The following is a 13248-nucleotide window of genomic DNA, read 5'->3' on the forward strand; positions in this document are numbered from 1 at the left end:
CGCGTGCCCGAATCGGGACCGCACCTTGCTAGATACTTGTAATGCTTCATCTGACCAACGCAAATGCCTCGCGACTGGCTATTTCGCCCGCGCCGAAAACACCGATGATCGTATAGTCGGACGCCACGCATTCGAACGTCGACGCCTGAAACGTGATGACGAAATGCCGCCGCGCAGGAGCCGCGGGACCGGTGGCCATCGAGCCTGCCGCCACCGTGGCAATCTCAGCGCACAACGACGAATTGACGACTTCGTGCACCGCAGAGCCGATCAGGCCTTGCGCCGCGAGCGGATGAATGGACAAATCGGCATCGCCCGGCGGCCCGAGTCGATGAAAGACGGCGTCGGCAAACAATACCGCGCAAAAAGGATCGTCGTCGGGATCGAATGGGCCGAACCGTTCAAAGTCCGACTCCGCGATCGGATAAGTCAGGATGACTCGGCCATCGCTCGCGACGATGAAAGGCTCGGCGGTATCGGCTGCCGGACGAGGAGCGGCGTCCAGCAGGACGACCCGGTCTTCCTGCTGGGATGCGTCGAGCGGGCTAGCCATCTACTTCACGATTCCGCGGTCATTACGCGCTTGCTTGCGCCTCGGGCGTTTGCTGAGCTGCCGCGACGGGCGCCGCCGTGCTCGTTGCAGCAGCCTTGCGTGCCGGTGCTTTTCTTGCCGTCTTGACAGCGCTCTTGCGGCCGGCGGTTTTCTTGACCGTGGCTTTCCGGCTTGCCGGGGTCGCCTTGGTGGCCGCGGCCTTCTTCACCGCTGTCTTGCCCGCTGCCTTTTTCGCCGTTGCTTTTTTCGCCGTGGTCTTTTTGCCTACCGCGCTCGCGGTCGCTTTCGCCTGGCCGCCTTTTGCCGCCGCTTTTGCCGCCTTCGGAGCGGAGGTCGCCGCGCCTTCAATCAGGAATTTGCTGCGGTCCTTGACCGAAGCAAGCCAGGCCGGCGCCGGACCGCGGCCGCTCCAGGTCGCGCCGGTTTTCGGATTCAGGTACTTCGCCGGCTGCGCGCCTTTCGGCTGACCCTTGCCGCGCTTCGCGGCGGGCACAGCCGCGGATTTGTGTTCGCTCGCGGCATTGATCAGGAACGCCGTGCGGTCCTTCACGCCCGCTATCCAGCCAGGCGCGCGGCCGTGACCCGTCCATGTCGCGCCGGTTTTATGGTCGCGGTACTTCGCCGGCGTTGCCGATTTGGCGACTTTGCTCGGGCCCGCGGGTCTTCCCCGACCCTTGCTTACGCTGCCATTCTGACCTTTCGCGGCCCGTCGTGCTTTCGCCTGAGCTTCGATATCGGCAGTCGTGAGACCGTGCTTGAGCATCAACTCGCGAATCTGATCGACTGCGGCTTGTGCCTTTCGGGCAATGAGAACGTCAGCCTGGGCCTGGAGCTTCTTAAGCTTTGCTTGGATTTGCTCTAACGAAGGCATTTGATTGCTCCTTATGTGGTAATCGTCGAACTATGCCATGAATGACGGAAGAAAGGCAGTCTATTTACCTATCCTGATCTTCAATTCATCGATACGAGCGCTGAAGCAGCGTTCAAATAACAAAACTTTCAGGTCTTCTACCCCACTCATCGAAGCTTTCTTCCTTTTCCTTTCCCCCGGGAATTCTACTTTTCAATTTGGGTTCCACCACTCAGATAGGCGTAAAAACGACGACCTGGCGATCGGCAATGTACCTCACACTCCGTATAAAGCGGTAGTGCTGACCATCCGCCGTTATCCGGTTCAAGCCAAGGCGGGTCAGGACCAGCATTTCATCTGCCTGAAATGCGTCGACGACGCCAGAATCCGTTAAATCTTCCAATGCACCGGATGGATTTCCGACATAGACGTTGCGCAGTTGCATACCGATCCGCATGACGACGACGCTTGTTCCCTCGTCGAGCGCCAACTCGAGAAAGCTCGCGAGCGTGCGCAACGACTCCGGCGTGCTAGTTCTGGTCTGATAGATCGCTGCGTCCGATGGCGTCATTTCTGTTTCCCCGTCATCCGCACCGGCGGCAAAAAAGGGCGCCGCCGTGCTTGCTGGCATTAGTCGCTTCTACTATAGGCAAGCATTTGAATATTCAAAGTAGAGCAGTCCACTTTTTATTTGAAAACGGTCGTTTTTCGCGGGCCAGCTATAGTGCACGGATTGCAGCGTGCACGAAACGCTAGCGGCGATCAGGCAAAGACACGACCGCTGCTCCCGTAACGGGCCGTTACCGATCTTGCAGCATCTGTTGCGCCCGTACCGGCATCGTCCATTTACACTACGTGACCGTGCCCGGCAACGGATGTTGGGCCAATAGAGCGTCTTTGCGAGCCAGCGTGCTCGTGGCGGCTATTGAAAAAGACGCCGGGCCACCCTATTTTCGATCCACTCAAACACGATGGTACTCACCATGAAAGCTGGTTTTATTCGGACCGCCCTCGGGGCAATCGCAGTCTCCCTGGCAATGGCCGGCACCGCGAATGCGGCCGGTTGCCTGAAAGGAGCGGTCGTAGGTGGCGTCGCCGGGCACTATGCGGGTCATCATGCGGTGGTCGGCGCAGTCGGCGGCTGTATCGTCGGACGACATATCGCTAAAAAGCACGCCCAGGAGCAGCAGGCGGCGGTTCAGGCTGCGCCACATCAGCAGGCCACAGCGCAGTAACCGAAGCCAATGCGGGCGCCGCCGAAAGCATTCGCGCAAGCGGCGCGGCAATGATGTTCGGTTTCCCGTTCGCGGCAGGGCGCTCCGCTCCGATCAGTCACGCAATGCGTAGTCCGCGAGCGGGCAAGATCTCCTGAGTGGTCACGTAACGGTGCTGTTTGACCGCGTCGTGAAAAAGGCGATAGTCGCTATTCTCGAAGGCGTTGGTCCATACCGGTCTGTCCCCGGTGTCGTCATCGCACAACAATCCGGTGGCCTGGTGCTTCCATGAACCGGGTCCTTTGGCGACATAGTCGGGCACGGGCTCTTTCAAACCCGGAATACGACCGGCTTTCACCCAATTGCAGACGGTTCGCAGACGCAGGTGATCGTCGGGATTGCGGTTCGTATCGAGCAGATCGGTCAATGCGTCCTTGACGTCGTCCGGCATGCCGGCCTGGGTTTCGAAATCTTCGCGTCCTGCCAGATAAGCTCGCACGACGCGGCAACTCATGTCCGCCGCCTGCACGAAATCGGGCAAATTATGTCGCGAGATGAAGTGATTGCGGCCGTCGATGTAATGCCACCGAGCCCACGGCTGGTCAGGGTAGTGCAATGCAGCGCCGTGACCGACCGGCAAAGCGATCGTCAGAACGTCCTCCTCGACATGCTGGATTAGATGCGCGACGGCGAGTTCGAGGTTCGCGAGCCAACCTTTGCGCGTGCAATCCTGCGCTTCCAGAAGATGCACGCGATTCCACGGGCTTTCGATGCCCGCGAACCCCTGGTGCGCCCAGGTATCGACATAGGTATGAAGCGTCACGCCGAGCCGGTGCAACGCAGTCTCCGAATCGCGCTGCCGGATTGCGCGACGCACCACTTCGCGCGCGACTTCACTGTCGGGGCGACAGATCGCCTTCTCTTCGAGGCTCTCACCAACGCCTGCCGGCAGAAAATGGAACGGCGTCCACACGAGCCGATTCTGGTCGTTCTCGGTATTGGCGTAATCGAATAACTTGTGCGCGGTCGCGAAACGCTCGAATGTCTCTCCGCCTTTGAACCGCAGTATTCCGCTCGTCGTGGCGTCGTCCACATATTGGCAGGCATGCGCGACGGTTTGCGCGTCACCAGCCGTCATGCCGCCGACGCGCGCGGCAATATAGACCACGCCGTAATGGAAGTCGATGTTCATGGCAGGCGCTCCTCGCGCGCGTAATCACGAGCGGTCTGTTGCCGCCGGTAGGGCAAGACGAATACACGGAGCTGCGGGTGAGTAGATAGTAGACGAGCGAACGGAACGCACCTTGAAAAAACCCGCATTTGAGGCGTGCTTTTCCAAGTTCGCGCTAGCCAAACGTTCGGGCTACTGAAGGACGTAATGGCCAAGCCGGCCGCGGTGCAAGCTGCCGGCACGGAATACCGCCCGGCAATCAGGGAATAAAGCGTCAGCCGGCCCGCGCCGTTCAGGTCAGGTGCGTAACGGCCAGACGACTATTCCATTGCTGGTTCAGATATTCGAGCGCGAACATCCTGTGACAATGATGTGGTAAATGTTCACTGCAAAGCAGGCACCCGGACTCGAATAGCGCGATATCCAGATTACTTTCCACGCGGCGGCGCGCAATGAGGTCGCAATATTCCTCGCGAAAGTTTTCCCAGCTCAATTGCTTGCCCTGGTAGCGCTTGAGCAGCTCCGGCTCAGGAGCGAGTTCAGGTATTTCCACGTACGCCGCATCGCACAACTGCTCGAGAAAGTAAGGCAGGTCCTGCTTTTTTGCAAAGCCGGCAAGTTGCGACGTGTTATTGAGGCGAATGTCGAGCACCGTGCGTACATGGGCGTCCTTCAACAAGCCGAAGAATTTCTCCGCGCTCTTGCCGGTAAAACCGATGCTCGCTACCTGAACGGCACTTTTGTCGCGTTTCATGGTGAATCCCTTGTTGGACCATCTTGCGCCCGCAAAAAAGCCTCGCTGCGATGGGCGCAGCGAGGCCCGGGTCTCAGTGCATCTTTAGCGCCGCCCGCGCGCCTTTACTTGACGATGCTGACCAGTTCGACTTCGAAGGTCAGATCGGTGTTCGGCGGAATCGGGCCGACGCCGCGATCTCCATATGCGGTTGCCGCCGGGCATGTGAGCCGCGCCTTGCCGCCAACTTTCATCTTCTGCACGCCTTGGGTCCAGCATGGAATCACGCGATTGAGCGGGAAGGTGGCGGGGCCGCCATGCTTGGCCGAGCTGTCGAATTCGGTGCCGTTGGGCAGCGTGCCGCGATAGTTGACCTTCACGACGTCGTCCGCCGACGGTTGCGGGCCCGTGCCTTGCGTCAGATGTTCGACGATGACGCCGGACGGCAGCTTCTCCGTGGTCGGGCCGGCGGCCATCGCGGTCGAGGACAGAACGGCTGCGGCCAGCAAAGCAACGAGTGATTTCAAAGCGAGTCTCCAGTGAGGTAATCCGGCCGATTGTAACGGATCGGATGTCGGCCGAGGCGGCCAGGTATTGTTCGATGCCGCCGGTCGTTGCACGCCGTTCGGGCACGTTGCTGAACCGCCACGCGGCCAAAGGCGTTCGGCGTGCTGGTGCTGCATCTCGTCACCATTGCGATTGGCCGTGGTTTCGTTGCATACGAGCTGCACGATTAAGTTCTGCATACCTATGCATAGCGCGATCCGGCCATGCTCGGCGCAATGCTCCTGGCACGCTTTCCATTTCGCTGTACGACTACGATTCTGGATCTCTGTGCGCGCAGGCATTCGATTGGGACGCGCGATTACAGAATGACCTGCCTTCCCCCAAAGAACTCGATCACGATATTCTCGCGAGTTTCGATTCGTCCGAGCTCTCGCTGCGCCGTTTTCGGGCGATTGCGCCCGTGTCAAGACTCGTGTTTAGGGTGCATCCCGGACGGAGGAAACCGCGAAGCAATTGCAGATATCGCCAGGCTCGCCTATGAGACCTTTCGTCGGCACGATCGCGGCAATCTTCTGCTCGGCCAGGTCGCTACCGAAGTACTGCTGCCGGAACTTGAAGTGCAACGCATTTGTACCCTGCTCGAACCAATGCACGCTAGCCGCGTCGTCGTTACGCGGAGCAGGATGCCGACACGGTTCGCGTTTGCGTTTGCGTTTGCGTTGATCGCCGGACGGTTCGTCGAAGGCGACCACGATCGGCGTGCGGGCGCGTTGCCGCAGACGTCGGATGTCGAAGCCGTGCGCGAGCCGTGCTTCGCTTTGGAATCGATTGTGGGGTGCTGCCGGTGTTTGGAAGTTTCACGAGGCTGCGCGTGAGACGGGCCGCGTTGCGGGGCAGTGGGTTCTTCCGGTGGTGCACCAGAGAGTGATCGAGTCGCGGAATTGATCGGACCGTGGGGGCCGTTTATCGGGTGGCCTGGTTGGTTTCCTCGCTGGCTTGTTGGCTGCCAGTTTCATGTGACGCTCGATCGTGTTCGGTATGGAGGTCGGGCGGCGCCGGCCCCACGCTTGATGGGAGTCCCGCAAGCTTCGCGGGACTCCTGCGACTGGTTAGTGGTTACCGCCGCCGTGGCCGCCATTGCCGGAGCCACCACCGCCGTAGCCGCCGTGGGAGCCGCCCTTGCCTTCGCCACCACTGTTGCTGGCCGGGCCACTACTGCTACCGTGGCCGCTGGCGCCACGACCGCTTTCACCATGGCTGCCATCGCCTCGACCGCCGTCGCCATGGCTGCCGTCACCACGACCGCCGTCGCCATGGCCGCCGTCACCACGGCCGCCGTCACCATGGCCGCTGGCGCCACGACCGCCGTCACCATGGCTGCCATCGCCTCGACCGCCGTCGCCTCGACCGCCGTCACCATGACTGCCGTCACCACGGCCGCCGTCACCATGGCTGCCATCGCCTCGACCGCCGTCGCCATGGCTGCCATCGCCTCGACCGCCGTCGCCTCGACCGCCGTCACCATGACCGCCGTCACCACGGCCGCCGTCACCATGGCCGCTGGCGCCTCGACCGCCGTCACCATGACCGCCGTCACCACGGCCGCCGTCACCATGGCCGCTGGCGCCTCGACCGCCGTCACCATGGCTGCCATCGCCTCGACCGCCGTCGCCATGGGTGCCATCGCCACGGCCGCCGTCGCCATGGCTACCATCGCCACGACCGCCGTCACCATGACTACCATCGCCACGACCGCCGTCACCGTGGCTGCCATCGCCTCGACCGCCGTCACCATGGCTGCCATCGCCTCGACCGCCGTCACCATGGCTGCCATCGCCTCGGCCGCCGTCACCATGGCTGCCATCGCCTCGGCCGCCGTCACCATGGCTGCCGTCACCATGGCTGCCATCGCCATGGCTGCCATCGCCACGACCGCCGTCACCATGGCTGCCATCGCCTCGGCCGCCGTCACCATGGCTGCCGTCACCATGGCTGCCGTCGCCATGGCGGCCATCGCCACGGCCGCCGTCGCCATGACCGCGATCACCATGACCACCATCGCCATGACCGTGACCGCCATCGCCATCGCCACCATGGCCATGCCCATGACCGCCATCGCCATCACCACTGTGGCCATGACCATGACCGCCGTCGCCGCCACCATCACCACCGTGGCCATGCCCATGACCGCCGTCGCCGTCACCATCACCACTGTGGCCATGACTATGACCGCCGTCGCCGTCACCATCACCACCGTGGCCAAGTCCATGACCGCCGTCGCCGTCGCTATCGCCGCCACCATCGCCACCGTGGCCGTGGCCCTGCCCATGGCCACCATCCCCGCCGTTATTCCCTCCGCCATCGCCACCGGTACCGCCAGTGCCGCCAGTTCCCGATCCATCGCCACCACTACCAGCACCGCCGCTACCATTGTTGCCAAAACCGCTGCTGCCGCCGCCCGCCGACGACCCGGTGGACGACGTCGAACCCGATTTCGCCGCCGCGACGCCGAAGCCGCCCACCCCAGTCTGGCCGCCTGCTCGCAATGTGCATCCCGGCCCGGCTCCCGGCGGACATACGCCGTGCGCACCCATCTCGGCGGGCATCACCATTTCTGAATTCGTTGCCGGCGCCGCGGAACTGACAGAATTCGTCTGCCCACCCGCCATCGCCGCATAAAGACTGACCGCCGCTGCAAAGGCCGCCCGTCGCGTCCCCAATGTCCACGCGTCCCCGTTTTGCCTTTTCATTTCACTCTCCTAATTATTTTCCCCAGAATGACCGGCCCAATTAACGATTCAATCTCCGCTCAATAGGAAAAAACGGAAATTCAAAGCCTCCGCCCTTCGCTTTATGCGAATTAAAAATGCGCCCGCACTGAACATTTCTCCCACGGAAAATCCCCGGCCGGATTTGGCGCGTTTCGAGAGAATGGGCTGGCCATGCGCGCACAACATCGTGCAAACCGCACAGCGAGGCTTGATGGACGTTGAAGTTATTCGTAGCGCGATCGCGCGACCGTGCGTTAGGGCACGCAATGCGATATTGCCGATTCAGCCTACGAGGCGGCGTCAATCGACCAACCGCCCGCCAATGCCGGCAATACAGACTCTTCAGACAGGGAGTGAAACCTTATTGCCATCGATGCAATCCGATCGACGCACGAAAATCAGTTCAGGGTTTTCTCGGACAAACTCGGGCTATTTACATACCGGTCGTTTTATTCATGTGTTTGTCCGCACACAAAAATAAAAATGCGAAAAGCCAAATGAGCGCAATCCCATAGACAGCGCAATGAAAATGATCGAAACGCGCGCGCGAAACATCGTGCGTCGCGACGCTGCTCGTGCGCGGCGAAATCGCTGTCGCAATGTACGTTGCCTCTCACTTCGTCGAACGCGTGCCTCAGGCGCCGGCAACCGCAACCAACCCCAAAATCCAACGTGTCGCGGCATAACCACCACCGCATCAGAAAACCAACACATCAGCGCGCCCGGTTTTCGCGGAGCATTTCCATCATCTCCGCCGGTGCAGCTTCGCAGCGCCGCCGCTGAGTTCGCAAAAGCCTGTCCCGCGAGCGACAGCGCGGGATCGCCTCGAGGCGCGGGTAAACCTTTGTTTGACTTCGACACGCCACCCCGTTTACTGCACGCAGCCGAACCTCTCAATTCGCTTTCATTCCCCGCCCGCACTTCGTTTGGTCTGCTGAGCAGTGTTCTGCGAGCGCCTTCCTCTCTCTGACGAGGTACATCATGGTTTCTATCTCCAGCAGCGCGGTAGACGAATTCAAATCCGGCCTACGCGGCCAGCTTCTGCTGTCCGACTCGCCGGGCTTCGACGAGGCGCGCAGCATCTGGAACGCGATGATCGACCGTTGTCCCGCGATGATCCTGCGTTGCGCAGGCGTCGCCGACATTCGCCGCGGCGTTGCGTTCGCGCGCGACAACGGCCTGCCCCTCGCGATTCGAGGCGGCGGACACAACATTGCTGGCAGCGCGCTGTGCGACGACGGCCTCGTCCTCGATCTGTCGGCGATGAAATCGGTTCGCATCGACCCGGAAGCGCAGCGCGCGTATGTCGAGCCTGGCGCCACGCTGCACGATGTCGATCACGAAGCGCAGGCATTCGGACTCGCGACCCCGCTCGGCATCAACTCGACGACCGGCGTCGCGGGTCTGACGCTCGGCGGCGGCTTCGGCTGGCTGAGCCGCCGCTACGGCATGACGATCGACAACCTCCTCGCGGCGGACATCGTCACCGCGGACGGCGCATTGCGCCATGTGAGCGCCACCGAAAACGACGATCTGTTCTGGGCGATTCGCGGCGGCGGCGGCAATTTCGGCGTCGTGACGCTATTCGAGTTCGCGCTCCACGCGGTCGGCCCGACCGTGTACGGCGGCCTCGTCGTATTGCCGCTCGCCGGGGCGAAGGACGCACTGATCCAATACCGCAATGCCGCGCCCGCGATGCCCGACGAACTGGCCGTGTGGGCCGTCGCGCGGCTCGCCCCGCCGCTGCCGTTCCTGTCGCCCGACGTGCACGGCAAGCCCGTACTCGTGTTCGCGATGTGCTACAACGGGCCGGTCGAAGACGGCCCAGCGGCGGTTGAAGCGGTGCGGGGCTTCGGCACGCCGCTCGGCGAACATCTTGGTCCGATGCCCTATGAAAACTGGCAACAGGCCTTCGACCCGCTGCTCGCCCCAGGGGCGCGCAACTACTGGAAGTCGCACAATCTCGCGACGATCGACGATGGTCTGATCGACGCGCTGATCCATGCGATCGACGTGCTGCCGTCCCCGCAATGCGAGATCTTCTTCGGACTGATCGGCGCGCAAACGCAGCGCGTGGCGGTCGACGCGACCGCCTACCCGGCCCGCGAGACGCTATACGCGATGAACGTGCACGGCCGCTGGGACGATGCGCGCGACGACGAGCGCTGCATCGCATGGGCGCGTGAGTTTTTCGACGCGTCACGGCCCTTTGCGCTCGGCAGCGTCTACGTCAATTTCATGACGCAGGAAGAAGGCGGCCGCATCGCGGACGCCTATGGGCCGAACTATGATCGTCTCGTCGATGTGAAGAACCGCTACGACCCGCACAACCTGTTCCGCCAGAACCAGAACATTCGCCCGACGGTGTAGCGACGAAGCGTGACGCACGGCGGCGCGGCGCTTCGGCACGCTCCCTGCTAGTCTTGCAATGGATGCCCGCCATGCGGGCGTCGCGGCACGCCTGCGCCGCCACGGCAACCGCGCGCACGGAACCTCCTGCGCGCAAATGAGAACAAAGCAAGCGGGCGACTCGTCGCACACTCCCATAACGAACGAAACGCGTGAGAAACGCAAAGGAAAACAGTCATGCGCAGACGACAATTCATCATGACCGGCAGCGCTGCATTGGCCGTCGCAGGCCTGAGCCTCACCGGTTGCACGACGACTTCGCCGTCCTCGGACGCATCGCCATCGGCCAACGCCAGCAAGCGCGACACCATCAACGCCGGCGTCGATCTGACGCTCGCGCGTCTCTATGAAAACGTCGATGGTTCGCGCGAGCTCGTGTCCAAAGCGCGCGGCGTGCTGGTGTTTCCATCAGTGATCGCAGCCGGCTTCTGGATCGGCGGACAGTACGGGCAAGGGGCGCTGCGCGTCGGCGGCCGCACGGTCGGTTACTACAGCACGACCGCGGGCTCGTTCGGATTGCAGATCGGCGCGCAATCGAAGGCGCTCGTGTTCCTGTTCATGACGCAGGAAGCGCTCGACGAATTCCTGCACAGCCAGGGTTGGGCAGTCGGCGCGAATGCGACCGTCGCCGTGCTGAAGGTCGGGGCGAACGGCGCGGTCGATTCGTCGACCGCGACGAGCCCCGTGCAGGCTTTCGTGCTGACCAACGGCGGCCTGATGGCCGGTGTGTCGCTCGAAGGCACGAAGGTGTCACGGCTGATCATCTGAGGGGAGCTTTTATCCGGCAGCGGGCAGCGGGCTGCGCGCGAGCCATGCTGCTACCGCTGCTTCGGCAACGTAAACACCGCAATGGCCGCCGACAACTGCCCGGTCTGCGTCTTCAGCACGTCGGCAGCCGCGCTCGCTTCCTCGACGAGCGCCGCGTTCTGCTGCGTCGCCTGGTCCATGCTCGTGACCGCGACATTGACCTGCTCGATGCCCGAAGTCTGCTCGGCCGACGCCGCGCTGATTTCGCCCATGATGTCGTTCACGCGACGCACCGCCTGGACGACCTCCTGCATCGTCTCGCCCGCGCGCCCCACATACTCCGAGCCACCCGCGATCTGCGCGGCCGATTCCTCGATCAGTACCTTGATCTCCTTCGCGGCCGCGGCGCTGCGTTGCGCGAGCGTGCGCACTTCGCCCGCGACCACCGCGAAACCACGGCCCTCCTCGCCCGCGCGCGCCGCCTCGACGGCCGCGTTCAACGCGAGAATGTTGGTCTGAAACGCGATCCCCTCGATCACACCGATGATGTCGCCGATCCGGTGCGACGACTGCGAGATCCCGCGCATGGTCTCGATCACCTGGCCGACCACGTCGCCACCGCGCGCCGCAGTGTCCGAGGCGTTGTGCGCGATTTGGCTCGCCTGCTTCGCGTTGTCGGCGTTCTGGCGCACGGTCGCGGTGATCTGCTCCATGCTCGATGCGGTCTCGCCGAGCGCGGCCGCCTGCTGCTCGGTGCGGCGCGACAGGTCCGCGTTGCCCGCGGCAATCTCGTTCGATACCGAGGAAATCAGCGCCGCGCCGCCGCGAATCTGCTCGATCGCCTGGGCGAGGCGCTGCTGCATGCGCTGCATCGCCGCGAGCAGGCTCGTGCCGTCGCCGGCCTTCGTGTCGACGACCACATCGAGATCGCCGTCCGCGATACGCGACGCGATCTGCACCGCGTACGCCGGTTCGCCGCCAAGTTGGCGCAGGATGCTGCGCAGGATCACGCCGATCACCACCGACACGAGCGCGCACAAAACCAGCGCCGCAATCACGTATTGCACGAGGGTGCGGTAGAACACGGCATCGATGTCGTCAGTGAAGACGCCGGTGACGATCGTCCAGTCCCACGGCTTGTAGAGCCGCATGTAGTTGCTTTTCGGCGCGAGCTTGCCGGTGCCGGGCTTCAGGAACTGCAGATGGACGAATGCCTCGCCCTCCCGCTGCGTTTGCTCGGAACCTTCCTTGAACACATGACGGCCGTCCGGATCCGTGACGGTGGTCATGTCCTTGCCGACGAGGTCGGCGCGCGTGGGGTGCATCAGCACGTGCGCACGGCTGTCTTCGAGCACGACGTAGCCGCCGGCGCCGTCGTAGCGCATCGCACGCAGGTCGTCCATCGCGGCGCGCTGCGCGTCCGCGAGCGGCATCGTGCCGGCCGCGACGAGCGCGTTGTAACGATCGAGCACGCTGTATGCGATGCTGACCACGCTTTTCAGCTCGCCCTCGCGATCGGCGATCATCGTGTCGCGCGTCTTGAACGCACCCCACAGACCGATCGCCAGAATGCCCATGCACATCACCGCGAGCGCGAGCCACAGCCGCACCTTCAGGCGAAACCGTTCCATCTTCCGTATCCCTTGTAGTGGTCGGCGGCTGTCCGCGCAAACGGACGCCGCAAACGTTTGTCGTTCTCGGGATTAACGGCGCGACGGCGGAAAACTTCAGTGTGGCTTCAGGGTTGCGGGCTTGACTCCGCCGCCAGCGTCAAGGCGGCGACCTCGCAGCGCGGCCACTGCCGCAGCACGTCCGGCGCGAGCAGCAGCTTCGCCGCGCGCACGCCGGCGCCCATTACGATCTGCGCGCGCTCCATCACCGCGGCGTCGACGAGGACTCGCCAGTCGGCCGGCAGCCCGAACGCAGTAATGCCGCCGAACTCCATCTGGCTATGCTCGACCGCCGCCTCGCGCTTGGCGAACGACAGCCGCTGCGCGCCGAGCGCCGCCTTGACGGCGCCGTTGATGTCGAGCCGCCGCGAGCCGAGCGAGACCAGCGCCGCATAGTGCTCGCCGCCGTCTTTCTTGTAGCGGACCACGATGGTGTTCGCGCAGTCTTCGAGACCGAAGCCGTAGCGCGCGCTGAATGCGGCGGTGTCCGAGGCGTCGTCGGTGACGGCGAACACCGTGATTCCCTGCGCCGGCAATTGGTCGACGACGTGCGCGGGCAAATGCGCACCCCACCGGTCGCGGTCGATAACGTCTAGTTGCCGTACGAGTTCGTGCGAATGCAT

The 13248-nt window shown here is 63.1% G+C and carries 13 protein-coding genes; 5 read left to right on the forward strand and 8 right to left on the reverse strand.

Annotation, left to right across the window (positions count from 1 at the left end; all coding sequences use genetic code 11):
* Positions 1-46 precede the first annotated feature (46 nt).
* From LJ655_RS02550 to LJ655_RS02560, 3 genes are all read right to left on the reverse strand, one after another.
* Positions 47-553: a hypothetical protein gene (locus LJ655_RS02550; RefSeq protein WP_230559676.1), complete on the reverse strand. Its 507-nt coding sequence runs from the start codon at positions 551-553 to the stop codon at positions 47-49.
* 22 nt (positions 554-575) lie between these two features.
* A complete protein-coding gene (locus LJ655_RS02555; RefSeq protein WP_230559677.1) occupies positions 576-1424 on the reverse strand; it encodes an H-NS family nucleoid-associated regulatory protein in 849 nt (282 codons plus the stop codon).
* A 211-nt stretch (positions 1425-1635) separates the two neighbouring features.
* Positions 1636-1974, reverse strand: coding sequence for a hypothetical protein (locus LJ655_RS02560; protein WP_329959671.1), 339 nt, complete (start codon positions 1972-1974; stop codon positions 1636-1638).
* Positions 1975-2386: 412 nt separating this feature from the next.
* On the opposite strand from LJ655_RS02560, the gene LJ655_RS02565 reads away from it, so the two are divergent.
* The gene (locus LJ655_RS02565) at positions 2387-2638 is read left to right on the forward strand and encodes a hypothetical protein (protein ID WP_425605766.1); all 252 of its coding nucleotides are present in this window, start codon (positions 2387-2389) and stop codon (positions 2636-2638) included.
* Positions 2639-2735: 97 nt separating this feature from the next.
* Here LJ655_RS02565 and LJ655_RS02570 read toward each other — a convergent pair whose 3' ends face one another.
* From LJ655_RS02570 to LJ655_RS02580, 3 genes are all read right to left on the reverse strand, one after another.
* Complete coding sequence (locus LJ655_RS02570; protein WP_230559679.1) at positions 2736-3809, reverse strand: DUF6765 family protein; 1074 nt, start codon at positions 3807-3809, stop codon at positions 2736-2738.
* Positions 3810-4080: 271 nt separating this feature from the next.
* On the reverse strand, positions 4081-4542 hold the full coding sequence (locus tag LJ655_RS02575) for a DUF488 domain-containing protein (RefSeq protein WP_230559680.1): 462 nt from the start codon (positions 4540-4542) through the stop codon (positions 4081-4083).
* Positions 4543-4646: 104 nt separating this feature from the next.
* Positions 4647-5048 (reverse strand): FKBP-type peptidyl-prolyl cis-trans isomerase, encoded by a 402-nt coding sequence (locus LJ655_RS02580; protein WP_230559681.1) that lies wholly within the window; start codon positions 5046-5048, stop codon positions 4647-4649.
* 74 nt (positions 5049-5122) lie between these two features.
* Here LJ655_RS02580 and LJ655_RS02585 point away from each other — a divergent pair, with 74 nt between their 5' ends.
* The 4 genes from LJ655_RS02585 to LJ655_RS02600 all read left to right on the forward strand — a co-directional run bounded on the left by LJ655_RS02585 (position 5123) and on the right by LJ655_RS02600 (position 10976).
* Positions 5123-5569 (forward strand): hypothetical protein, encoded by a 447-nt coding sequence (locus tag LJ655_RS02585; RefSeq protein WP_230559682.1) that lies wholly within the window; start codon positions 5123-5125, stop codon positions 5567-5569.
* Between the two features lie 712 nt (positions 5570-6281).
* Positions 6282-7646: a hypothetical protein gene (locus LJ655_RS02590; protein ID WP_230559683.1), complete on the forward strand. Its 1365-nt coding sequence runs from the start codon at positions 6282-6284 to the stop codon at positions 7644-7646.
* A 1134-nt stretch (positions 7647-8780) separates the two neighbouring features.
* Complete coding sequence (locus tag LJ655_RS02595; protein WP_230559684.1) at positions 8781-10169, forward strand: FAD-binding oxidoreductase; 1389 nt, start codon at positions 8781-8783, stop codon at positions 10167-10169.
* Positions 10170-10385: 216 nt separating this feature from the next.
* Complete coding sequence (locus LJ655_RS02600; RefSeq protein WP_230559685.1) at positions 10386-10976, forward strand: BPSL1445 family SYLF domain-containing lipoprotein; 591 nt, start codon at positions 10386-10388, stop codon at positions 10974-10976.
* Between the two features lie 50 nt (positions 10977-11026).
* Here the strand turns inward: LJ655_RS02600 and LJ655_RS02605 are convergent, their stop codons facing one another.
* Both LJ655_RS02605 and LJ655_RS02610 read right to left on the reverse strand, forming a co-directional pair.
* A complete protein-coding gene (locus LJ655_RS02605) occupies positions 11027-12586 on the reverse strand; it encodes a methyl-accepting chemotaxis protein (RefSeq protein WP_230559686.1) in 1560 nt (519 codons plus the stop codon).
* 107 nt (positions 12587-12693) lie between these two features.
* Positions 12694-13248, reverse strand: a complete 555-nt coding sequence (locus LJ655_RS02610) for a YbaK/EbsC family protein (protein WP_230559687.1) — start codon at positions 13246-13248, stop codon at positions 12694-12696.

It is taken from the genome of Paraburkholderia translucens, from assembly GCF_020881035.1.
GTDB lineage: Bacteria > Pseudomonadota > Gammaproteobacteria > Burkholderiales > Burkholderiaceae > Paraburkholderia > Paraburkholderia translucens.

What these genes read in the sequence shown, in the direction of transcription:
- LJ655_RS02595 (WP_230559684.1), top strand. Translation starts at nt 8,781, where the DNA reads ATGGTTTCTATCTCCAGCAGCGCGGTAGACGAATTCAAATCCGGCCTA.
- LJ655_RS02585 (WP_230559682.1), top strand. Translation starts at nt 5,123, where the DNA reads ATGCCGCCGGTCGTTGCACGCCGTTCGGGCACGTTGCTGAACCGCCAC.
- LJ655_RS02570 (WP_230559679.1), bottom strand. Translation starts at nt 3,809, where the DNA reads ATGAACATCGACTTCCATTACGGCGTGGTCTATATTGCCGCGCGCGTC.
- LJ655_RS02550 (WP_230559676.1), bottom strand. Translation starts at nt 553, where the DNA reads ATGGCTAGCCCGCTCGACGCATCCCAGCAGGAAGACCGGGTCGTCCTG.
- LJ655_RS02565 (WP_425605766.1), top strand. Translation starts at nt 2,387, where the DNA reads ATGAAAGCTGGTTTTATTCGGACCGCCCTCGGGGCAATCGCAGTCTCC.
- LJ655_RS02605 (WP_230559686.1), bottom strand. Translation starts at nt 12,586, where the DNA reads ATGGAACGGTTTCGCCTGAAGGTGCGGCTGTGGCTCGCGCTCGCGGTG.
- LJ655_RS02610 (WP_230559687.1), bottom strand. Translation starts at nt 13,248, where the DNA reads ATGCATTCGCACGAACTCGTACGGCAACTAGACGTTATCGACCGCGAC.
- LJ655_RS02590 (WP_230559683.1), top strand. Translation starts at nt 6,282, where the DNA reads ATGGCTGCCATCGCCTCGACCGCCGTCGCCATGGCTGCCGTCACCACG.
- LJ655_RS02555 (WP_230559677.1), bottom strand. Translation starts at nt 1,424, where the DNA reads ATGCCTTCGTTAGAGCAAATCCAAGCAAAGCTTAAGAAGCTCCAGGCC.
- LJ655_RS02560 (WP_329959671.1), bottom strand. Translation starts at nt 1,974, where the DNA reads ATGACGCCATCGGACGCAGCGATCTATCAGACCAGAACTAGCACGCCG.
- LJ655_RS02600 (WP_230559685.1), top strand. Translation starts at nt 10,386, where the DNA reads ATGCGCAGACGACAATTCATCATGACCGGCAGCGCTGCATTGGCCGTC.
- LJ655_RS02575 (WP_230559680.1), bottom strand. Translation starts at nt 4,542, where the DNA reads ATGAAACGCGACAAAAGTGCCGTTCAGGTAGCGAGCATCGGTTTTACC.